Below are 23,556 nucleotides of genomic sequence, written 5' to 3' on the forward strand. Positions count from 1 at the left end.
CGCGACAAAAAGCCCCATCGAACAAACAACAAAGCAACGGACGCGGAAGCGGCCATTCGTGCCGCAAACGCGTCCGTTGCTTTGCAGACTACTTCTACTCCGTCAAGTTCTCGATGACGATATTATCGAAATAAATTTGCTGATTGTAAGCGTACAGTCCCGGATACCCTTCCGCGAAAGATGCGTCCACCGCCGAAACAACCTGCATCTCATCGAGGTACAGCGCCAGCGACTGCCCGTTCAGCTCGAAGATAAGCTCTCGGTAGTTTCCAATAAAATCCGTAGCCATCGGCCCCGAACTAGCCAGCGTTGAAACGACGCCGTTCGCGATTTTGAACAGCTTGAACCTCTCAGACGAATGCTCGTATACGGCATAATAGAAATTGCTGCTGTCCACGTACCTGCCCATAAAACCGAGCCGGACCGGCGTCCCCGAGCCCCATGCATCGACCATGATACGGGCGGTCATCCGATAGTCGGTCCGTTTCTCATAGTTCATACTCCTGGCCGTGTTGGCCGCGTTCGAATTGTAGTACGCCATATTGCCGCTGCCGTCGTCCTTCACCTGCCAAGTTCCGGCTACGGGAGCCCATCCGACCGTTGTCCCGTCTTCGAAATCGAATACTCCCGGACCGTCGACCGGCTCCACTACTTCCACCTGCGCCGTCGTCCCAAGCGTACCGTTGCCGGTCGCCACGCTAACGCCCAGATGAAGCGCGCCCGCTGCATTCCCGGTCAAACGGCCTTCCGTATCGACACTGGCGATGGCGGGGGAATCGCTCACATATTGAACCGGATAACCGGACAAATCGATGTACCCTCCAAGCGCGGATACGCCGTACACGATCGTACCGACGGTTTGGCCTAAATAAACTTTATCCGGTATGATGACGCCGACCGAGGCGAGCGAGTCGTTGACCAGCACATGATAGCGGCCGATAATCGTCTTGCCGCCTTTGGTGACGGATACGGCAATTTCGGCCACGCCGGTTCCCGCCGCCGTCACCCGTCCGCTCGAGTCGACGGTCGCCGCAGCCGGATTACTGCTCGTGAAAGCGATCAAAGCCCCCGACAAATCGGCCGCGAAGCCCGTCGCCGTCCGGACCATCATGCCAAGCTGAGCCGATCCCCCCGTTTCCAACCGGGTCCAGGAGCGGCTGCCTTCGTCTCCTTGACGTTTCACGAACACGGAAGCGATCGGATCGGCGGCATCGGCATACGCGAACGTTTCCGGCAATCCGATGCTTTCCACGGCGATATCCCGGAACCCCGTCCGGTAAGCGGGAGAATCGTAGCGAAGACGATAGTCACCCTTGGCTGCATCCATAAACAGCGGATCGGCAAGCAGCGAGTGACCGTCGTACTTCCCTTTATCCAACTGTCGCCACTCTTCATAAGTGCCGGCCGGAATCGTTCCGCCGAATCCGTAAATCTGGTCCGCTTTGTAGTACGTATTGGCGTCGGCGTAAGCGACCTTGTGCCCGTCCCAGTAGTTGATATAGTACAACCGTGAACTGTTATCGTAGAATACGTTTCGCGAGAACTCGAGGGCCGACGCCCGCTCGTTCCCGGTTTGGGTCGAGCCTGCGGTTCCGTTCGTATCGCGGTTGTCCGCCATGACGTTGTTGTCGACGCGAATGCCGATTCCTTTCAGCATGAGCGTATTGTTCAGGAAGCCGCCGCCGTTTTGCTGCAAGCCGTGGATCACATTATTTTGTACAAGGATGTCGTCGGAATTGTCATCGAGATAAATCCCGAAGCCGAACGAACGATTCGCTTCCACCGTCAAGGCCGGTATGTCGCTGTCATGGATCCGGTTGCTGCGGATTACGCTGCCCGTGCCTGTGCCCCATGTCGCGATTACACCGGCATCCTGCGAATCTTGGACCGAGTGGGAGACGTCATTGAACTCCACGATATTGTTCCGCGCATGCTGAAAGTCCCGGTAATTGCTCTCCGTAACCGTTACACCGCCGATCGTCGAGCCGATGAGAATCCCTTTCCGCTGCCCTTTCAGGTGGATCGCATAGCGGGGTGAATCGTGTACCCGGTTATACGAGATGACGTTCTCTCCGCTGTCATAGATGCGAATGCCGCCGCTGTTGCCGTACAGCTGCCCGACCCGGAAAACGTGGTTGCCGCTGATCCGGTTGCCGGTGCTTATATGCGCGCTCGTCCGCCCGTTGCCTTCCACGCTGACGCCGTTATAGCCGGTATCCCTGATTTCGTTGCCCTCGATCGTGTTGGACTGCGCCCAGCCGAGCAGGCGGACGCCGTGGTCTCCCGTATTGTAAATCCGGCTGTTCGTGATCGCGACGTTCCGCACATTTTCCCCGCGTACGCCGTCCTTACCGATATCCGTATTGCGAATCGTCAGCCCTTCCAGCCGGATGCCGCTGACGGGCGCCTGCTCAGAGCTCCCTTTCAGTTCCACTACGTGTCCCGCATAAGGCGCGCTTACGCCGCCGTTAAGCTGAGAGACGTCGCGAGGATAGTAATACAGCATGCCGGCCGCCCGATCCAAATAAAACTCGCCCGGCTGGTCGAGCAGCTCCAAAGCGCCTTGAACGAAATAGCGGGAGCCCGGTCCGATCACATAAGGAACCGGACTGGCGAGCTTCGCGATACGATCGGCGTAATCGATCCCGGCGAGATCTACTGTATACGAATACCAATATTCATACCCTTTGCTCCCTCCGGGCCATATAAGCGCTTCCATGTTGCTTTTGTCGGCAACGGCCGGAATATCGCCCGCGTAAAACTTGAACTCGCTTTTTTCTTTACCGGTTACGGAGCTTTCGACCCGGTTGTATGCGTTCCCGTTCGCTTGAATGTTCGGATAGCGCGCTTTGACGGCACGAACCGAATTTTCATAAAGCGTATCGAAATTCCAGGACGTTCCGACATTCGCCTTATAAATCGTCGCGCTGTGCGGCACCCAGCCGGTAATCGCTTTGCTTGCGTCGAGCCCCGCCGATTCCCCCGGATAGCTCCGGTATACGACCTCGTGCCCGTCCCTGCCGGAATCGGCCCCCGTCAGTGTAAACGAAGAATCGAGCCGGTACACGCCCTCCCGCATATACACGGTAACGTCCGAGCTCATTCCGCCTGCTATACTCTCTCTGACGGCATCCCTCGCTCTCCCGGGTGTACGGAACGGGGAGCCGATCGTACCGTTCCCGCTCCCGTCATCCCCCGACGGCGCAACGTAATAGGCGGTCTCCGCTTCCGCCGTCCCGGCAATCAACCATTGCTGCATCCCGAACCCCCCGAACGCAATAGCCGCCATCATCGCGGCTTTCTTCCATCGCTTCCGATCGTTATTCCCCACTGGACGCCCTCCCTTATCGGCGAACCGCGCACTGCGCATCCTCTATCCGTTGCGGAACTGGCGCGGCGATATGCCTACTTCTCTTGCAAACAAACGGGTGAAATAAAGCGGATCTTGGAAGCCTACTTCCCTCGCGATTTTGGAAATCGGCTCGCGGGTCGAGCGCAGCATCTGCTTCGCCGTATCGAGCCTGACCTTATTCATATATTCAAGCGGCGTATAGCCCGAATATTTCTTGAACAGCACCGAGTAATAGCTGGGCGAAAGAGAAGCCATCCGCGCCAGCCCGTCGCGGGCGAGCCGCTGCGTGTAATGGTCGCGGATATACCGCATCGAATCGGAGATGAGACCGGCTATCTCGTCATCCGTCCGGTGCTTGCTGTCGAATTGCTCCGCGAGCCATAGCAGCAATTCCGTAAAATGCTGCCGGACCGCCCATTCGAAGCCGGCTTTTTGGCTGTCCCACAGCTCGTGCAGCTTCCTCATCCGCGTTTCCATGCTTTTGTACTCGGCGGCCATCGAGAACGACGGCTCGAACGGAAGCCGTTCGTGCTCGGAACCGACTTTAAGCTGCATCCCTTCCCATTCCAGCAAATAATGCATAAAGTGTACCGTGTAATACCTGAGAGGGGAGGCGGGCGACGTCGCTATCCGCATATGATCTCCCGGACGGAGGTGATAGATCGCGCCTGCCGCCAGCTCATAGGCCGCACCGTTCAGTTCCAGCGTCCCTTCGCCGGATACGACGAAAGTAAAGTTGAACAGATTGGTCGGTTTCCGCTCCACCTTGTATTGATACTCTTCCCAGAAACGGACGTCCCGGAATTGCACATCGATCATCTTCGGGAAAAAACGTTCCAAAAACTCGTACCTCATCCCGCCGTCGCCTCCCGTCAGCCGTATTGCGGCAAATTGATTCTATAGCGTGCCTTGCTCAGCGGGCAAAAACTCCGCTTCTACAGCCACCCACCCTGCGCCTGCTCCATGGCCGACAATACTTTGTCCCTCATCGAAAATTTGATGTTCGTGCTGCCTTTGAACGAAATGTTCAGCTCCATATCGCTCCTTTCGCGGAAACGCCGGAACGACCCCGCGATTGCCGGACGGGCGGCCGGATGCTTCTGTCCGATTTTGGCCAAAGCCATGACGGTGAACGAAACGTATTGAAAGCCAAGCTCCTCCTCGTCCGCCAAAAATTCCTTGTTGTCGTCGGAATACGTCCAGCCGCCCGGATCGTCCAAAATGCCCGTAAGCTCCGGCACGCTCTCCTCGTCGGACAGCAGGCCGAGCAAATAAATCGCAGCGTAGCCGCGCACCTGATTATATTTCCGGCTCGTGCCGGGAACGAACGGGTCCCGTTCCCGCACCGTCTCGCGGAGCACCGGAGCGGCCTGCGGATCGCCGAGCAGCGCGAGCGCGAAGGCGCTATGCTTGCGCAAATGCCCGCTCTCTCCCACCCGCATCCATTCCGCAAGCTTCGGGCGCGCCGACTCCCCCAATCGTTTGGCCGACCAAATCGCGAGCCCCGGCTTCGTGCCGTCCAAGCCTTCGCGGATATCGTTCCAATTACTTAGCCAGCCGACAACCGGATTCTTCTCATCGGCATGGGACAGCGTTTCCTTGAACCCGACGCCCGCGGATTCATCGAGACATCCGGATTCCCGAAGCATCGGCAGCAGATCGGAGTAGGCTACGTTCCGGAGCGGCACCCGGTTGCGGATCGACAGCAGCGCGGCATAAGCGGCCGCTTCTCCGGATTTCTGCATATCCCGCTTCATGCGCACGCAGGCGGCCATATCGTGATCGACGCTCAAGCATCTGCCCGCTGCCAGCAGACCGTCATAGCCCCGCGGAATAAGCGCTCCGAGCGGAATCGGCACCGTAAAGTTATAGCCCCACATGCTGCAGGCGACCGTCCAGTTTTGCTGCGCCTCGCTTTCGAAGGCGACATCCTTGCTGTGGTTGTCGATGTTGGAATAAGCGTAGAACAGCGGCTCATCCTCGTAATTCTCTTCCAGAAAAGATTGCAGCGTCACCTGCCGTTCGCCGCGTATAAACCGGCCTTCGCGTATGCCGAGCAGAGGGGCGAGACGCAGCAGCCGTTCGGATGCATCATACGAGGGCCGAAGATGGGTCGGCAGCAGCGCGGATCGTATGATCGCCTTCGCCATGCTCGCGGCGTCCCGCGGATCGGCATAGCCCGAATCGGTATATTTGAAGCGCACCCTTCCTTGCGAGAGGCACAGGAGCACATTGGAGAAAGGCTGCGCCTGGCCGTCGAACGGCCGGCCTCCGTCCAGCTCGCATCCGGCCATGGCGCACACGTCCGCTTCGCCGGTACAATCGATGACGACGGCTGCCGACGCCGCTCGCCGCCCTCCGTGCGTGAACCATTCCACGCCCTTCACGATCGACCCTTCCATGAAAACCCCGGTGACAGTGGAGTCATAGCAGATTGTCACTCCCGCCTTCAACGCTTCCCGCTCGAGCGCGATCCTCTTCGTCTCGCCGTTTACGCCGAACGACGGAGTATATACGTCCTTCTCCAACTCCCCGGCTTGAAGGTCAAGCTCCTCGTGCAGGCCGCCTCTGCCGCCGAAGTAGTAGCCGAGCACGCCTCCGGCGGTTCCCGTGCCTCCCATGCAGTTCAAACGCTCGATGCCAAGCACGCGCAGCCCTTGACGCGCTGCGGCGATCGCCGCGATGCTGCCGGCCGTGCCGAGGCCGGCCACAATGACGTCATACCGTTCGGGCAGCGTGTGCTCGTACGGCGTTCTTACGACTTGGCCGTCATATAGCCTCGACAATTTCACATTCCCCGCCCCCTTTCTCCCGCACGAGCCTATAGCCTTGATCGAGCGCCTGAAGCGGACTGTCGAAGCCGGCCGACGGCAGCCACGTCCAACGAGCCGAGAGCGGGTGCGGACCCGGCGGAACCCGGCTCTCAATGACGCCCGCAACGGCGGCGATCGTCCAAGCCGACAGCTGCTGCGGACGCAGCCGCCAATAATCGTGCAGCCCTTGACGCGCCTTCGGCCAGTCGCAGTCCGCAGGTACGCGCCATTTCAAAATATGCTCCTCCTCGAATCGGCCTTGCGCAATGATCGCGCTTCGATCGTCCGGCTGCGAAACCGGCACATTCGCCGGACCGTGCAAATACGCGTTGAGTGTCAGCCGCTCCGACGAATGCGGATTCGCGGTGTCGGACAGCCGGCACGTCGTCGTATCCAGTATCCGGTCCGCGATCACGGTACGGAAGCCGCTTACGTTGTATAATACGACTTCATACCCCGATGCCAGCGCTTTTACCTCGACAATCTCCGTCATGAACAGCACGCCGATATGTTGCGCGAGATCCAGATGCCGACACAGCACCGGCGCCAAGCCCGGCAAATGAACGATTCCGTTGTCGCCGATCAAATTCCGTTCCGCAAGCTCCGACCGAAACCGTTCGCCGAAAGCCGACAAAACATAGTCCGCAGTCGTCAAGCCCGGGTTAAACGCTTCGATAAACTCATGGCCTACCGTCGAGCTGCGTTCCACGATGAGGACCTCTCCGCCCGCGGCCAATGCCGCCCCGATCCCGGCCAATGTAGCGCCGCATACGAGCAGCGGACAGTGTTGCAACGTTGTCATGATCCGATACCGTGCCTTTCCATGTTTGTATGCAAGCGGCGGGTCATTTCGACTTCTCCGCGGCGATCGCCTTGTTGATCGCTTCTTCGGCGGCGCGCAGCGTTGTATTGACGTCCCGGCTTTCGAGAATCATTTTCTCCATCTCCTTCATGAACGGGGTGGAGGCGTTGACGTTCGCGAGTCCCGGCTTGCGCGCCGGCACGAGCGGAGTTTCTTTGTTGTAGCGGAAGGCGCCGACATTTTTCCCTTTGTAGAGCGGATCGTTTTTCAAGAACGATTTCCGCACCTCTTCGTTCGTAACCGAAGGGAACATGCCGAAGTCCGAGGCGAGATAGCTCTGCATGTCCTCCGACGTCAGCCAGGCCGCGACCTGGAAAGCCGCCTTCTTGTGCTTGCTGCTGTTCGTCATATACAGGTTGAGGAAGTCGGCGGGAATGCCCGCGCTCAGCTTATCCTTGTAGACCGGAGTTCCGACGACGTCCCAGTTGAACTTCCAATCCATAAAGTTTCTGGACGTGAATACGGTCATGGCGCCGAGTCCGGTCGTAAACAGCCGCCAGTCCTGCTCCGTATTGATCGTTTTGGCATCGAAAGTAAGCCCCGGCATCGTATAGAACCGCTTGAAGTTCTCCGCCACCTTCTTCCAGCCGTCCGTCTGCACGGCGGCTTTGTCCTCCGACAAGCTCAAATACGTTTCGCCATACGGGTTTTGCGCGAAAAACGTGTTCATCCACCGTTCCACATAGCCGCGATAGACAACGCCGTCCTCCGTTCTCGTCATCCGTTTGGCGACTTCATAGACGTCGTCCCACGTCATGCCGTCCTTCGGGTAGGCCACGCCGAATTTGTCGAACAAATCCTTGTTGAAGTGCATCGCCTGCGTAGAAGCGCTGATCGGGATCCCGACGAGCTTGCCGCCGGCATCGTTTTTCATATGCTCGATCGAGACCGGGTTGAGGCGGGACAAGTCGAATTTCTCCGTCTTGACCAGCTCGCTTATATCGAACAGCAAGTCCCGTTTCGCCAGATCGGCGGCGCTGCGCGTCACGAAAATGTCGGGGACCGAGCCGGTTATCATCATATTGTCGATGGACGGTCCACCCGCATTCGTGTTTGGAACCGATTTCAAAGTAATGTGCGGAAACTTGGCCTTCGCCTTCTCGGCGATCGCATCGAACGTCGCTTGCGGCAGCGACAGGAGATAGAAGCTTACCTCTTCCGGCTCGGCTTGCGCTTTCGCTTTCGCCCCTACGGTATCGGCTGCACCCCCTTGTCCGGCATTGCTACCGCAAGCCGCGGTCAGCAGCAAGGCGCCTGTCGTTAACGACAGCATAAGCCTGCTTCTCGTTTCTTTCTTCATGTGTTGCCCCCTTTATACGTTTTGGCAATAGAACGGGATACCGCTTACCTTGAAGCAGCTTTGTCTCTGTATCAACAAACATGCACATTTGTTACGATACAATTTTATTATATTTCCTTTAAAAACCATGTAAATGGATGGGAATTTTTCATTTATGGACGATTGTTTGAACTCACGAGACGGTAAAAAGCCGGGGCGACCCGCAATGGGAAAGACCGCTATCGGCTCCGACCGCCGATTGCCCGGGCTATCGTCTAATTAGCGGAACCGTTGTATGTTATTCGAGCCGTATATGAGTTTGTGTAAAAAATAAAGGAACTGCATTCCGCTATTGAGCCCAATAGGCGCACATTCGCCTCTTACACGGCCCTTTAGCGAAAACCAGTTCCTTTATTACCGAAAAAAACGGGAAATATCAACAGTAACGGAGCCGAGTTCCGCTATTGCAAGCACCTACGCCACATGGAGGGAATATCGTCCGCTTAATGGAACGTAATACGTTATTCCACCCGTATATGAGTTTGCGTAAATAATCGCACGGATGCGCCCGCCTCCCCCTTCTATCCATTCTCCCTCTCACTCCAGCCCCGGCCGGCAGTTTACCGGAGGGACGCCCCAATATTTGCTGAACGCCTTGGAGAAATTCCCGGCGTCCTTGAAACCGCAGAGTGCCGCTGCCTCGTAAACTTTGTAGCCGGCTTCGAGCAGCTTCCTGGCCCTTATCATCCGGATCGACATAACGTAGTCGGAATAGGCGCGGCCGATTTCCTTCTTGAACAGGCGGCTTAAATGAAACGGATGCAGCGCGAACCGCTCGGCCATCGTATTTAACGATAAGTCCCGATCCGGCTCGCGCTCCACGATCGCGACCAGCTCGCGGACTACCGGATGCTTCGCCGCGGGCCGGCGGGCTTCGGCATGCCCGACAAGCCGGTTCACGAGCCGCAGCAGCAGCTCGTACCCTTGTTCGGGCGAGCGGAGCTGCGCCAGCGCAAGCGTCGTATCGGTCATTCCGCCGAATACGTCCTCGGCTGTCGATCCGCGCCGCGCCGCTTGCCGGACGATCAGATGGCACGCATTCATGACGTGCAGCGGCCATACGGCGTCCGACGAGCCCTGCCTTATTCTCGCTCCCCACCACGCGGCCAGAGCCGCTTCGGCGGCCCGGGGCTCGCCCGCAGCATCCAATGCCGCGATGAACGCCCCGTCCGCATCGTCACCCTCATCACCCGCCTTGCCGCCGGCTGGAACCGTTCCGATGGAGCCGCCTCCGGCAGCAGTGCCGCTTCTCGCCGGCTTGACGATTTCGATGCATACTTCCGCCGCCTCGCCTCCCGCTTCTTCCACATGCAGCCTCACCGTTCCGGCCAGCCGATCGTATCGCCAGCTGCGGAACGGATCCGACTTAACCCGTCTCGTCTGATCCGGGCGGCGCTGCCCGTCCACCCGAACCGCCGCCGGCTTGCCGTCCGTATGGACGATCAGCTCATAGCTGCGCTTGCGCGCCATTCCGGCATAAGCTCCTTCGCGCCGCGAAATACGCACCGTCGTCGCCTCGCGGCTCGTTTCGCAAGCGATATGCGTCCGGGCGACGCATCCGTCCAAATAGTCGAAGGTGGTCCCGTCGTCCTCGTACAAAACAAATTCGCTGTGCGCCCCCGGATACACCTCCAGCGTCACCGTCTCCACCTGCAGCTGACCGATATAGTCCATCGGCGGCCACATCGGAATGATCGCCCCGGCGCGGACGAACAGCAGGCCTCCCGCCTCGGGCGGAATGCGGCATGTGAACGATTGCGGTCCGATGTAGCGCTCCCCTGTCCAATAGTCCAGCCACTCCCCCGCGGGCAAATAAATCCGGTCGGTATAAACGGCGGCGAGCAGAAAGTCCCCCAGCATATATTGCTGGCTCAGCTCCCGGCAATTCCGGTCATCCGGGAACATGAGCGGCATGGCGCGCGTAATCGGCATGCCGGTACGGGCGGCAACGTGCGCCGTTGCGTACAGATAAGGGATGAGACGGTAGCGCAGCCGGGCATACCGCTGAAACAGCTCCTGCAGCGGACGCTCCAGAAAATCCGGGTGATGGAAATGATCTTGGCAGTTGATCCGCGACCATGCCAGCAAAAAATCGGAATGGATACCTTCGCGGGTAATCAAATGCATATTCGTCGACGTATGGACGTGACCGGAAAGACCGTAATTGAGGATGGCCGCGATCGCATGCTTGGCGTTATAGAACGTGCCCGTCGTGCTGACGATGAACTGCTGCATCCCCAAGTAGCCCTTTTCCATATGAATGACCGGCCGCATTCCCGTCTGCCCGCGGAAGCCGAGATGCATCTGCTTGCCGAGCAGAACCGGATATAAATTATGCAGCTCGGCGCTGCTCATTCCATTGCCCCATATCCGGTCGGGATGACTATACATCGGGTTCGTCGCGCTCAGCACGAACCCCGATATGCCGTCGTCGACAAATTTGCGCAAGTGATCATACCACGGCTCATCCTTCTCGTCGCCTTCTCCCGCCTCGTTTACGCCGGCCAACCGTTCCTCAAGCAGCGTCAAATCGTAGTCGCAGCCCAAATTCAGGCTCAGCTTGAACCCTTGCTTCTGCAAAATGCCGATAAACGATACTTGGCGCAGCAAATCGTTCGTACTTGTCGGAAACCGCTCCGGGTGCCATCGCTTGGAAGTCGAGAAGTCGTTGACCGTCTCCATCCAGTCCGCATTGAGGCCGATCAGGTCGCACGGCGTTCCCGCACGGCGGAACTTGATGGCGTCGTCAAGCACGTCGCGGGCGCTCGATTTGACGCGCGAGCAGAAGTTCAGGCCGTACATCCAGATCGGCATAAGCCGAGGCTTGCCGGCTATGTCCGTATAGGCATGGAGCAGCTCGGCTAGGCTGCTTCCGGCGAAGACGAACATGTCCAGCTCTCCCGCCTGTCCGTCGATGCTCAACCGGTCGTCGGCCGAGCTCCCGATATCGAACGTATGCCGCCAGGTCGTATTCATCATAATCGCCCAGCCTCTTGTGCTCATCAAGTACGGGAGCGGGGCGCTCCCCCAAAGGGTCTTCTCCGCCCATACGGACACGCGCAAGCCTCGCCGCTCCACTCGCTCCGGAGCGATATTGCCGAGCCCGTACATCGCTTCGTCGGCATGAAGCGAGAAGCACACCCCGAATCCCGACGACCGGCTCGACCGTGGCGGGCCGAACGTCCGCAGCTTCTCCGTCCCGTCCGCCCCGTATAGGCGAAACTGTCCATCCGTCCCGTCGATATGCAGACTCGCCCGCCCGGCTTGAAGTTCCGCGCCGATACCCTCCGGCATCATGCGCTCCTGTTCCTCCGACCCGATGACAGCGTTTACAATGCGATACCGGATTAACGGCGGCTCCGCGAACAGCCCCGTATCGTTCATCCGAATCCGAAATGCGCCTGGGGCGATCGCTTGTACCCGCATGCATCCCCCATTACGCAGCGATAATCGAACGTCCGCCATTTCACCCATTCCGAATGCCTCCCTCCATTGATCCCATCATAGCATGAAGGAGGCAAGATGTTATCGAAGCACATGAAAAAGCCACACAAGCAGCCGCTTTCCCGGCGGCCGCCGTGCGTTCGGAGCTTCATTGCTTCAGCACGGAGAACGTAACCGTCGTCCCTTTGCCGGGCTCGCTTTCGATCAGAAGCCCTTTGCCGTACAGCTGCTTCAATCTTCGGTCCGTATTGCGCAGGCCGATGCCCGATCGCGGGGCCGGTTCGCCCTCCAGCAGCCGTGTGCGCGTGCTCTCATCCATCCCCACTCCGTTGTCGATGACCGCGATCTCGGCATGGCTGTCATAGTCGGTGATGCGGATGCGCAGCTTGCCGCCTTGAGGCTGCGCCAGCACGCCGTGCTTTACGGCATTCTCGACAAGAGGCTGGATCGAGAGCGGGGGCAGCCGGAGACGGAGATGCTCGTCCAACTCCCACTCGATTTCCAGTCTTTCCTCGAAGCGCTCCTTCTCGATAAACAAATAGGAACGGACCAAGCCGATCTCGTGCGACACCGGAACGAGCCGGTCCAAGTTCCGAAAGTCGAAGCTCGCCCGCAAATAATGGCCGAAATTGCCGAGCAGAGCGCGCATCCGGACCGTATCGATCTCGCTGAGCGCCGCGATCGAATTCAGCGTGTTGAACAAGAAGTGCGGCTGAATTTGCGCCTGCAGGCATGCCGCTTCGATGCGCATCTGCTCGCGCACCGATTGTTTCATGGCGGTCAGCGCTTTGACCCGGGCTCTCAGCTCCATCGCCTCCATCGGCTTCATCACGTAATCGTTCGCTCCGGAAAGGAAGCCGGCCACAACATCCTCCGGACGGCTGCGTGCGGTCAGCAGCAGAATCGGAAGCTCCGAGATCGAGAACCGCTCGCGGACGGAACGCGTCAAAGCATAGCCGGACATATGCGGCATCATAATATCGGCGATGATCAAATCCCACTCCCTCGTCATAAGCATCGCCAGCGCTTCGTTGCCGCCCGTAACCGTCGTGATATCGTAGGCCTCGGCCGACAATATTTCGGACAAAATTGCCAAATTGACCGGGTCGTCATCGACGGCCAAAATGTTCGGCCTGTCCGAGGACGCAGCCGGTTTCGGCATCGCGCCGGCTGCCGCCGGTTCGGAAGAACCGCGTACAATCGTTTCCTCGGCCGCTGTCCCAGCTGGAAGCAAGGCCGACTCCGGCAAGTCGAAGGGGCGGCCGGCGAGCGGCAGTGTAAAGGAGAACACCGAGCCGCGGCCCGGCACCGACGAGACGAAAAGCTCCCCCCCCTGCAGCTCGACGAGCTGCTTGCAGATGCTCAGCCCGAGTCCGATACCCCCGCCGACCGCGGCTTCACCGGAATCGCCCTGCTCATAAGGCTGGAAAATGCGCCGCTGCGTTTCCTCATCGATGCCGATCCCCGTATCGGTAATCCGGACGACGGCTTGGCCGTTCCGAATGAACGCTTGAATCGTAACGGTGCCCTCGCGCGTAAATTTGACCGCATTGTGCAGCAGGTTGAACATGATTTGAATGAGCCGATTCTCGTCGGCAAGCACCGGAGGAAACCGCTCCGGGACGTAATGGACAAACCGGATCGGCTTGCCCTCCGTCATGAAGCGGAGCATATCGAGCACGCCTGAAGCGACGGCTTGAACTTGCACGCTGCCGGTATGCAGACGAATGCCGGTCTCCTGAAGCTGCTTCCTATCGAGCAGATCGTTCAGCAGGAGCGACATGCGGCGTCCGATCGAGATCAGGAGACGGATGTCCTCGGACCCCTTTTTGCCTAAGATGCTTTGCTCACGCTCCAGCACGGACTCGGCAATGTTTAATATCCCGTGCAGCGGATTGCGCAATTCGTGGGACGTGTTCGCCAGAAAATCGTCTTTCCGTTTATTCTCCTGCATAAGCTGTCCCGCGAGCTTCTCCGTTTCCTCCGCCGTTCGAATATAGTGCTTGAACCAAAACGAAGCAAAAGCCAAAACGCAAGCGAGCAGATCGATCGGATAATACCGGATCTGGAGGTCCGTGAAAGTACCGACAACTCCCCATACGGTGCTGTTCGCCATGGCCGTTATGCCCATCAGCAAATAAACGGCATCCTTCATCCCCTCGAGCGCGCTCCGAAGCACCAGCCACCAAAATACGAAGCAGGAGGCCACAAACAAGATCACGATGAAAATACCGATGACCGTAAGCGCCGATATGGGCAATAGAAGCGTCAGCATTACCGACAGGACGAATAGGGCGGAGAGCCGGCGCATCCCCCGTAATACCGTATATTTGGGAAGCAAATGTCTGAGGAATTGGAGCAGAAACCACGGAATCGCGACCATGGAAAGACATAGAAGTCTCACCCCCCATTCGAAGCCGATCGGCGTCCAGTTGAGCAGCAGCTTGTCGTCATCGGCCGCAGTCATAAGCACGGCGGACAAAATGAGCAGCATGAAGTAGAGCAGCGCCTTCTGGCGGTTCCCCATCATAAAGAGCAGTCCGGCGTAAACGGCATGCAGCAGCAGCACGACAATAACAGTCAACTGCATATTGTGGGAAAACCGCTCCTCGTTATATACCGCGAGAGCACTGCCGAATTTGACCGAACGGATGATGCCGCCCTGACGGGCATTATCGAAGTTCGCCGCTTGTATGACGATCTCAAGCTCTCCCCCGTCGGATGTGAACAGCATGGAGTAAGGTACGTTCCGGGGGGTGTAACGATCTTGGTCCGCAGCCGGCTGACCGGAAGAAATCCGCAGCTTGCCGTTGACATACAGCGCCGATGCAGTCGGGAGATTGGTGACGCGTATGCCGAACGCTTGTCCGGGGGCCTGATCCAATGTAATCCGAAGACGATAAGTGCCGAAGCCGTAAGAAGCAGGCGCGGATGGCGACAGGGCGGAATTCCATTCGGAGGGTACCTGAATGAAGCTCCGATTGACGCCGGGAGCCGGAGTAGAGCCGGTTTGAGGCACAAGCAGCGCATTCGGGTAAAACTCCCACTCCCCGTCCAATGTTATCGGTTTTTGTGACGCGAAGTTCCACCCCCGCAGATCGAGCCGGCCTTGCACGGCGACCGGGTGGTCCGGGACGGCCTGCAGCGCGATCCAGACGATGCGGACACCGGTCAGCAGCAGGAAAAAGAGCAGCAAGGGGACAAATATGTTCCGTTTTTTCGTCATGGGTCGCAAATGTTCGGCCAGAGCCGTCATCTTCTTTCTGATTGGGTTTATCAAAACGGAGGTGCTTTAAAGTCCCTCCTTTTCCAGGCATCGAACCATTCGGAGATCGACTCGCTTACAGCGGATTCCATCTCCTTCTCCACTCTGGAAGTCAGCAGCCAGTATTGCTCCTCCACTCCGGCTATGTCGCCCGAATCATCATAAAGCAGCATCAGGGCGAAATAACTCTCTTCCTCGTAAGGAAACATTTGCTGAATGAGCCGGTTGATCCGGATTGCCGCTTGCAGCATCTGCTGCTCCATGTAAAATTCGCTCACGCTTCTCGCATGGTTCAGCCACATCCGCCTGAGCCGTTCCCTTTCGTGCTCGGCCCATAAAAACTCGAAATCTCCGAAATAATCGCCTTTGTACAATTCCAATACTTTCTCATACTGTTCGATATGCCGAATATCCAACGCCCCGAGACTGTGTACCTGTTTCTCCCATTCGTCGCTGTCGATTCGGGCCGTCCCTGTCGTCAACCGGTATCCCGTCTCCAGGTTGCCGCTCGTTATCGTCACCATTTCCAATCCGCAGCTTCTGAGCGTTTGACGGATATGATAGACGGTCGTATACAGCTGCTGCGCCGCTTTGGACACCTCGAAGTCCGGCCACAGCAGCTCGATCAGCGTGTCCCGCTCAATGATCCGGTCCCGGTGGTGCAGCAAATAAGCAAACAGCTCCTGCGCCTTGCTCGTTCGCCATTTGATCGTTCGGGGCTCCTCGCCGGACTGTTGAACGCGGATTTGATTGAAGCAGCAAATGAGAGGCGGTTCCGCCTCCCGTTCGCGTTCTTCGTCCCGGTTCGCCCTGTCGCCGATCTTCCTCCTTAGGCGCTGCATCGTTTTTGACAGACGGTCCGGTTGAACGGGCTTCATAATGTAATCCAGCGCGTACAGTTCGAACGCATGGACCGCGTACTGATCATATCCGGTCACGAACACAATCTCCGCGATGGGGACGCGCTCCTGCAGCAGTTCGCCCAGCTTCACGCCGTTCATGCCGGGCATGTGGATGTCCAGGAATACGACATCCGGCGCAAGCTCTTCCGCTATGGCGACGACGTCGGCCGGATCCGAATACATGCCGATCACTTGAACGCCGCCCACATCGCGTTCCAATATTTTTTTAAGCTGGGCCAAGGCCAGCCGCTCGTCGTCAACTAGTATCGCACGCATGAAATGATCTCCACCCGGTACAGCTTTTTTTGTCGGGATATTGCGGTTCCCGTCCCATTATATCTTGCCGCCGTTAAAAAAACAGCCACCGCCGGCTTTGAACCTGCCGGCAGTGGCGCTCTTGCATGCAGAAATCAATCCGTCATGCTTTAGGAACCTTAGGAACTTTAACGGAATTACCGCCCTGACTGACGACACTTAATCGATCAATTTCGTCGTTTGCAGCAACCTTCTCATCAGCGCGGCCGCTTCCGCACGCGTCATGCTGTCCAGCGGCCTCAGCAGCTGTCCTTCGCTTCCTTCGACGATTCCGGCCGCAATCATCCGGGCTACGGCTTCTTTCGCCCAATCGGATACATTCGACGCATCGCCGTAAGCGGACAAAATCGATGCGATTTCCGATTGGCTCTTCGTGCTTTGCGATTCGACCAAGTCGTATGCCCGCGCAATCATGGCGATTCCCTGCTCGCGTGTAATTTGCCGATCGCCGTGGAACAAGCCGTCTTCGTAGCCGTTTACGATGCCGAACTCGCTCGCGATCGCGACCGCGTCATGGTACCAGGAAGAGCGAGGAACGTCGCCGAACGTAGTTCCGGCAACATTTTGGCGCATCAACCCCATACCCGTCGCCACAATGGCGGCAAATTCGGAACGGACCACGTTCCGATCGGGCGTAAACGTGTTGTTTCCGGTTCCGGCAAGAACCAGTCTCGCTACGATGTCGTTAACGTCCGATCTGGACCAGTGGCTTCTCACATCATCGAGGTCTTGCGGGTTCCAGATGACGGAATACGTACCGCTGCTGCGCAAATCGTTAATCATCGCATAATAACGGCTGTTGATTTTCGTCACGACCGTCGGCACGTGGAATACGGTTCCGTCCGGATTGACGATTACGCCTGTCGTGATCCGGTTCGGATCGATTCCATCAGGCAATGCGATGTATCTTACGCCGTATCCGTTCAATTCGCCCGCTCCGACCGTCTGGCCTTTGTAGCTGTAGCTCAACCCCAGATCGACCGGGTCGACCAGCAGCTCATAGCCTTGTTCTTTCGCCTTATCCTTGGCTGTACCGATCAACGCGTCGGACGCCCGCTTGATCCCGACATGGACTTCGATATCGCCAAGCGGTGCATTGTTCCATTGCTGTGCTGGTCCATTCAAGTCCAATTGGCTGCCCGGAACCGGATAAATGGCGAGATGATTGCCTACTTCGAGACTCGACCCGCTATCCGCGAGACGTTTCACCTGTGCGGCCGTCAAGCCGTTCACTCCGACATCGCCGTCGTTCGGAACCCGGATCGAGAGCTGCTGTCCGTTGCCTTGCGATAAAATACCGTCCAGCTTAGCCGGATCGATCTGTACGGTCGTTTGCGTGCGTCCGTCGGTTTGTCCCGCCGTTCCCGTTGCAAACGGATTTTCGTTTCCGTTCAAGTTGGTCGCGATATCCGCAGGTTTTCCGGTTCCCGTACCCGTTCCGCCCGTACCGGTTCCTGTACCGGTTCCGGTATTTCCGCCGTCCGTCCATACGGAGGAGCTGGCTCTTGTTACGGTAATCGTGTATTGACGGGAATTTCCATTGCGGTCCGTTACTTTGACGACGAAGGTGTTGTAGCCGACGTTTAGTCCGTAAAGACCACTTTTCACTCCACTAGCAACCGGTGTAAAGCTTTCGCCTCGAACGCTTATTTCGATCGTCGCATTCGGATCGAGCGATACCGGCGTCCAGGACAGTTCGGCAACACCGTACGATACTCTCATCGTATAAGCGCCGGTTTCCGGATTGAAAGCCGGTTCGAGATTTCCGCTCGAAGGCGTCAGTGAGACCAGCTTGCTCGTAGTGCGCATCATTTCAATCGTATACTCGTTTTTGCCGCCTTCCGGATCGGTCACTTCCACCTTGATCGTATTCGGGCCTTCCTTAAGCGGAAGCTTGCTCCAATCCGCTTCGGCCGCCGGTTGTCCGTTCAACGTTACTTTGATCGTGCTGTTCGGGGTATGCGCGACCGGCGCGATACCGACTCCGTATACCGCGTTCGATACGACTCCCGCATAGTTCAGGCTTTGATTCGGGTCGAATGCCGGAGACAACGCGACCGGCTTACCGCTGTCGGTCTCGACAACCGTCAACGCCGAGAGCTTCGCCCCTCTTGCCACGATATTTTTGCGGGCCGCCTCCAGAGCATCCCGTGCCGCATCGACTTGCTGCTGCGTCGCGTTCGGGTCGTTCAGGACGACCTCCGCCGCGGCAAGCGCCTGCTTCAGCGCGGCCAAGCTTTCCGGCGTATAATCGTCATCCCGCAAATTCTCGCCTTTAACCTCGTTTGCTTTTGCAAGCAGTGCCGCTTTATTAGCCGCCGGTACCAGCGCCGCTCTCGCCGCTTCCAGCTTAGCCAATGCTTGCCCCAGCTCGTTTTCGGAAGCTTGCGGCGTACGGCTGAGCAGCGCCTCGGCTTCGCCAAGAGCCCCGGTCAAAGCTTGCCAGCTGTCGGCCGTATAGTCGCCCGGCTTCAAAACTCCGGTATCGATTTCGCCCTTAACGGCGTTTACTTTGTCTTGCAGCTTGGGCAGCGTGCTGCCAAGTCCCGCAATGGCCGCTTCCAATGCCGCTTTGGCCGCATCCACCTCGGCTTGCGTCGCATTCGGATTGTTCAGTACGTCCTCGGCTGCGGACATAGCCTGCTGAAGGGCTGCCCAGCTTGCCGGCGTATAGTTCGCTTCCGTAAAGCCTTTGACTTCGTTTGCTCTCGCGATCAGCGCGGTTTTATCCGCTCCCGGCACCAATGCCGCCCTTGCCGCCTCGAGCGCCGCTTTCGCCGCATCTACTTCGGCTTGCGTCGCATTCGGATTCGCCAACACCGCGCGCGCATCGGTCAACGCTTGCTGCAGCGCCTGCCAGCTGTCGGCCGTATATTGGCCGGCCTTCAGGTTCTCGCCGACAATCTCCGCTTCTTTCGCGCGAAGTTTGCTCAAGTCGACCAGTGTCCCTCTTGCCGCTTCCAGCTTGGCCAACGCTTGTCCCAGCTCGACCGCTGTCGCTTGCGGCGTACGGGTGAGCAGAGCTCTCGCTTCATCTAGTGCCCCGGTTAATGCTTGCCAGCTGCCCGCCGTATAATCGCCAGGCTTCAGGCTGCCGAGCGTTATTTCGTTTTGAACCTCGTCCGCCTTGGCTTTCAGCTTGTCCGCTCCGGTGCTCAGTCCCGCACGCGCGGCTTCCAACGCGGCCAACGCGGCATCCACCTGCTCTTGGGTAGAGGCCGGATTGTTCAGCACCGCTTCGGCGTTTGCAAGCGCATTTTGCAGTACAGCCCAGCTGTCAGGCGTATAGTTTGCCTCTTTCAAGCTTTTGGCTTCGTTCACTTTCGCTTTCAGCAAATCCTTGTACACTTTGGCGAAGGTGAACGTGGAGCCGTTCGCCAGCATGCTGCTGTTGATCGTAACTTGACCCGCTGCATCCAGCTTCATGCCCGTATTCGCTCCGTCGATGATGAGATAGTACAGAACCGCCGGAGTTTCTGCCGCCGTACTCAGCTTCAATGTGATGTTTTTGTCCTGCCATTTCGTTTTCTCTACTTTAAATACGCGGTTCAGCTTCTTCAGCGTATGACCCGGCATTTCCAGTACGCTTACTTCATACTTGGCCGCAGCGCCGTTGTCGCTGAAAGTGAAGAAAGACAAGTCCGTATCGATCGTGTTCGCGTTAAGCGCGTTCGTCGGCTGGATCGCATCGCCCAATGCGATTGTGACAAGCGCGTCTTTATCCTGCGACTTCGATTGCTTCTGCAACAAGTCGCTGCCGTCGTCACGGCCGATGCCGGTAATCCGGTTGCCGTAGCCGGCGTTATTCCCTGCCGTCCACATCGTATCGGTGCCGTTGCTTGCCACATAGTTCGTCTTGCCGCCATTCAGCGTCAAGCCGTACTTGAGAGCCAAATAGCTTTCGACCCGCTGCTTCTCGAGCGCAGTATTGCTCGCCGGGAACAGCACGATTTCGGCGATATCGCCTTTATAATGGTTCCAGTTGTTCGCATTCCCTCCACCGAACGTACCTCCGATGACGGGGGTGAAATCGATCTTGTTGAACGTATTGTTGCCCGAGACGGTTTGCGGCGTTCCGTTCAGACGGCCTTGTGCGTCAATCGCAGCCGCGGCGTCGAACGATGCCATGTAATAGCGGGAAGCATCATTGAAAGCAAATCCGCGATACGTACCGCCTGCCCCGTTGCCGATATACGTTTTGCTGCCCCATTTCGTAAAGACGCCCACTCCGTAACCGCCTAAGCGAGGCGCCGCTGATCCGACGATCGTCCCGTCCTGCTGCTTGAATACGGCGTATCCGTCCTGATACGTAATCGGGCTGTTGCCTTTCAAGTACACGTTCGGATTTTGACTGGCCGAGGTCGTATTGTTGAACGTCACGGCCGGATTGAAGTTGACTGCGTCCGCTTTAAAAGCGGGTGCGCCGTTTACGGTAAATTGGTTCGTGCCCGTCTGATCGGTCCAGCCGGTAAGCTGTCCGGTTACATCAGCCGCAGCGTCTTTGTCCGCCTTGATCCACAAGGAAGCGCCGTTTACGCCGCCCGGAGCTTTCGCTTGCACGACGGCCTGAGCGAATGTGAAGTATGCGCCGTCAGCCAGCTCGGAGCTGTTGAGCGTTACTTTTCCGTCAACGAGCGGCTTCGTATTCAATGTCCCGGTAAAGCCGGAATCGCTGCCGATGACGAGATAATTCAGTTGTCCGGCTTGCGTGCCGTCGAGCTGCAAGGTGACATTGCCGTCGTTCCAGTTCGTTTTGTCCACCTTGAACGTGCGCGCCATCTGGTTCAGGTTCGTATTGGCGATAAGCGTGCTGTATGCCGCATCTCCGCCGTTATCGCTGAACGTCAGGAACGAGCGGTCGTTCGTGATGGTGTTGTCCGGATACGCTTCATTTGAAGCTTTGATTTCATTGCCTGCTGCAATGGTTACGAGCGCCCCGGTTTCCTGGGACTTGGATTGCTTTTGCTCCAAACCGCTCGCGGAATCTTTGCCGATACCGGTGATGCGCTTGCCGTAACCCGCGTTATCCGCAGCCGTCCACATTTTGGTTCCGGTCGTGCCGTTGAAGTCGCTGGCTGCGTAATCGGTTCCCCCATTGTTCAACGTCAAGCCGTACTTGAGCGCCAAATAGCTGTTAACCTTCAACTTGTCTGCGTCGCCTAGCTTGCGATCGTAAACGACAACTTCGGAGATGTCGCCTTTGAATACGCTAAAATGGCCGGCTCCGATGTAATAAATATGATCAGGATTCTGCTTAGTCGGAGAATCGAAGTTGACGCTGTTGGATGTTTCGTTGAGCAACTGTTTTCCATCGACTGAAAGCGCCCACTCCTGATTTGTTGCGAGCACGTCCAGCAAGCGAGGTTTCTTCAGATCGATGTCGCCGACTCCGACAGATCGGATAACGTCGGATCCGAAGCGCGTAGCGATGTTGCCCTTGCCATCTTTGTTGCCGTAAGTTGAATTCTGTAAATAAAAGTTGCCTCCGAAATCCCACGGGAATCTGTTGGCTGTATCGGTCGTTGTACTGGTCTGCACCGAAAATATTTCCCGCTGCTGATCCGTAGTCCCGAACGAAGGTGCCTTATAATAGCTGTTGCCCGGAGCTTGGATCCCGGCATTGGAATTGATCGCCGCGGCATCGTACCGCATATTTCCACCATTGGACCAAGTTCTGGCTGGATCGGCCAAATCTTGCAGGCCGCCGACGGTTGTCTTGCTATTGGCGCTCTTCTCCACATTTACCCAAGAGATCAGACCGCTCGCCACTCCGCCGGGTGCCTGGACAGGCGCTTGCGCTTTGGCGAATGTGAAGTAACCGTTAGGCAATACGACATTGTCGGCTACAAAAGCGTCACCGATTTCTTGAACCGCGATTGCCGCAGCCGTTGCAAAGCTTGCGTCGCTGCCGACGAGCAGCTTGATATCGCTCGCTGTCGTACCGGTCGGAAACGCGCTCTTCGCGATGCTAAGCTGGACCGTACCGACATTGTTCGTGTTCTGTACTTTCCAGACGCGCTCGGCAGGCTTCCAATTGGTGCTGTCCGCGATTTGGATCGTTTGGCCGAACGTTGTCAACGTCTTGCCATTGTCGCCCCAGATCAAATATTGCTTGTCCGTCGGGAACGATGCCGCATTGTCGGAATTGGTCGCCGCGATGGCGTTCAAGCCGACCGTAACTTGCTGCCCGCTGTTCGTGCTGTGGCTTTGTTTTTGATTCAGCGAACCGCCGTCGTCACGCCCGATACCGGCAATGTTGTTTTTATAAGCCGAGTTAGCAGTGGCGTCCCATACAACGCTAGTGCCGTCGGAAGCGATGTAATTGCTGAACTGGCCTTGAGATTGATCGATCATGTAGCCGTATTTGAGCGACAAGTAAGTGCTGATACGTTGACGCTCGCTATCGGTGAGAACGCGGTTGTATACCATAATATCCCCGATCGCGCCCTGCCAGCGTTCGTTGCCTCCTACTATATTCCCAACCACAGCACCGTTGCTGCCTGTATTCCAAGCCGACACCGTACCAGTTTGTAACAACTCCATTTTGCTGTACAAGTTTGCGCGCTTATCTCCGTCGCCATTCCAGGAACCGAATAGCTCATTTGGAATTTTGGGTTTCCAAAATCCGGCTGCGCTTGAATAAGGATTGCCGTATCCGCTCAATGTTCCTGTTGTCCCGTATTGCATCATGCCCATAAGTGCATTGGTAGAACTCGTTCCCCAGGAAACGATATAATGATTGCCGCCGCCCACTTCGGATTGCGCTACAGCTATGATCGTTCTGGGGGTCGTTCCGACGGGGAGCTTGCTCACTTGAAGATTCATATAACTGCTGCTGCCGTTAAATTTTACGACCGGGTTAAAGTTCACATTGTTGGCCGCATTATCGTAGAAGACAGGCTGATCGGCATATACGGACTGCGTAGCGTTATTTTCATTTACACTCAGGTCATTCCATGTCCCTACCGATCCGCCGCTCGCTACATCATTGCCTATTACAGCGGGGTTGAGCCACAAAGCCATACCGTTACTCACTCCGCCAGGAGCGCCATACGTACCGTATGTGGCGGTATTCACACTACTACTCCCGCCTCCGGCAGCGTCAGCCGCTTTGCCCGGGGTTACAACGCCGGTCAAGCTCCCTACTGCCATTGAAAAAACAAGCAGTTTGGAAAGCCCCTTTCTCACACGTTTGCTATTCGTTAGCAACGCTAATGCCATTCTTTCCATCCTCCAGTTCGCCTTCCTGTTCCACTTCCATCCC

The 23,556-nt window shown here is 57.3% G+C and carries 9 protein-coding genes; all 9 read right to left on the reverse strand.

All coding sequences use genetic code 11. The features are described from left to right. Positions 1-94: 94 nt before the first annotated feature. Positions 95-3,331: a right-handed parallel beta-helix repeat-containing protein gene (locus FE783_RS30615; RefSeq protein ID WP_158302133.1), complete on the reverse strand. Its 3,237-nt coding sequence runs from the start codon at positions 3,329-3,331 to the stop codon at positions 95-97. A gap of 42 nt (positions 3,332-3,373) precedes the next feature. Beyond that, complete coding sequence (locus FE783_RS30620) at positions 3,374-4,207, reverse strand: AraC family transcriptional regulator (RefSeq protein WP_138883204.1); 834 nt, start codon at positions 4,205-4,207, stop codon at positions 3,374-3,376. Positions 4,208-4,287: 80 nt separating this feature from the next. Beyond that, positions 4,288-6,144 carry an FAD-dependent oxidoreductase gene (locus FE783_RS30625; RefSeq protein WP_138883205.1) on the reverse strand — a complete coding sequence of 619 codons (1,857 nt, stop codon included), beginning with the start codon at positions 6,142-6,144 and terminating at the stop codon, positions 4,288-4,290. Further along, positions 6,122-6,967 (reverse strand): hypothetical protein, encoded by an 846-nt coding sequence (locus FE783_RS30630; RefSeq protein ID WP_138883206.1) that lies wholly within the window; start codon positions 6,965-6,967, stop codon positions 6,122-6,124. Before FE783_RS30630 ends, FE783_RS30625 begins: the two co-directional genes overlap by 23 nt. Before the next feature lie 43 nt (positions 6,968-7,010). Beyond that, positions 7,011-8,327: an ABC transporter substrate-binding protein gene (locus FE783_RS30635; protein ID WP_138883207.1), complete on the reverse strand. Its 1,317-nt coding sequence runs from the start codon at positions 8,325-8,327 to the stop codon at positions 7,011-7,013. A 576-nt stretch (positions 8,328-8,903) separates the two neighbouring features. After that, positions 8,904-11,840 carry a TIM-barrel domain-containing protein gene (locus tag FE783_RS30640; RefSeq protein WP_138883208.1) on the reverse strand — a complete coding sequence of 979 codons (2,937 nt, stop codon included), beginning with the start codon at positions 11,838-11,840 and terminating at the stop codon, positions 8,904-8,906. Between the two features lie 118 nt (positions 11,841-11,958). Then, complete coding sequence (locus FE783_RS30645) at positions 11,959-15,036, reverse strand: hybrid sensor histidine kinase/response regulator (protein WP_138883209.1); 3,078 nt, start codon at positions 15,034-15,036, stop codon at positions 11,959-11,961. Between the two features lie 50 nt (positions 15,037-15,086). Then, positions 15,087-16,253 carry a response regulator gene (locus tag FE783_RS30650; RefSeq protein ID WP_138883210.1) on the reverse strand — a complete coding sequence of 389 codons (1,167 nt, stop codon included), beginning with the start codon at positions 16,251-16,253 and terminating at the stop codon, positions 15,087-15,089. A 198-nt stretch (positions 16,254-16,451) separates the two neighbouring features. After that, the gene (locus FE783_RS30655; protein WP_158302134.1) at positions 16,452-23,513 is read right to left on the reverse strand and encodes a DUF8202 domain-containing protein; all 7,062 of its coding nucleotides are present in this window, start codon (positions 23,511-23,513) and stop codon (positions 16,452-16,454) included. Between the last annotated feature and the right edge of the window lie 43 nt (positions 23,514-23,556).

This window comes from Paenibacillus mesophilus (assembly GCF_005938385.1).
Lineage (GTDB): Bacteria > Bacillota > Bacilli > Paenibacillales > NBRC-103111 > Paenibacillus_AB > Paenibacillus_AB mesophilus.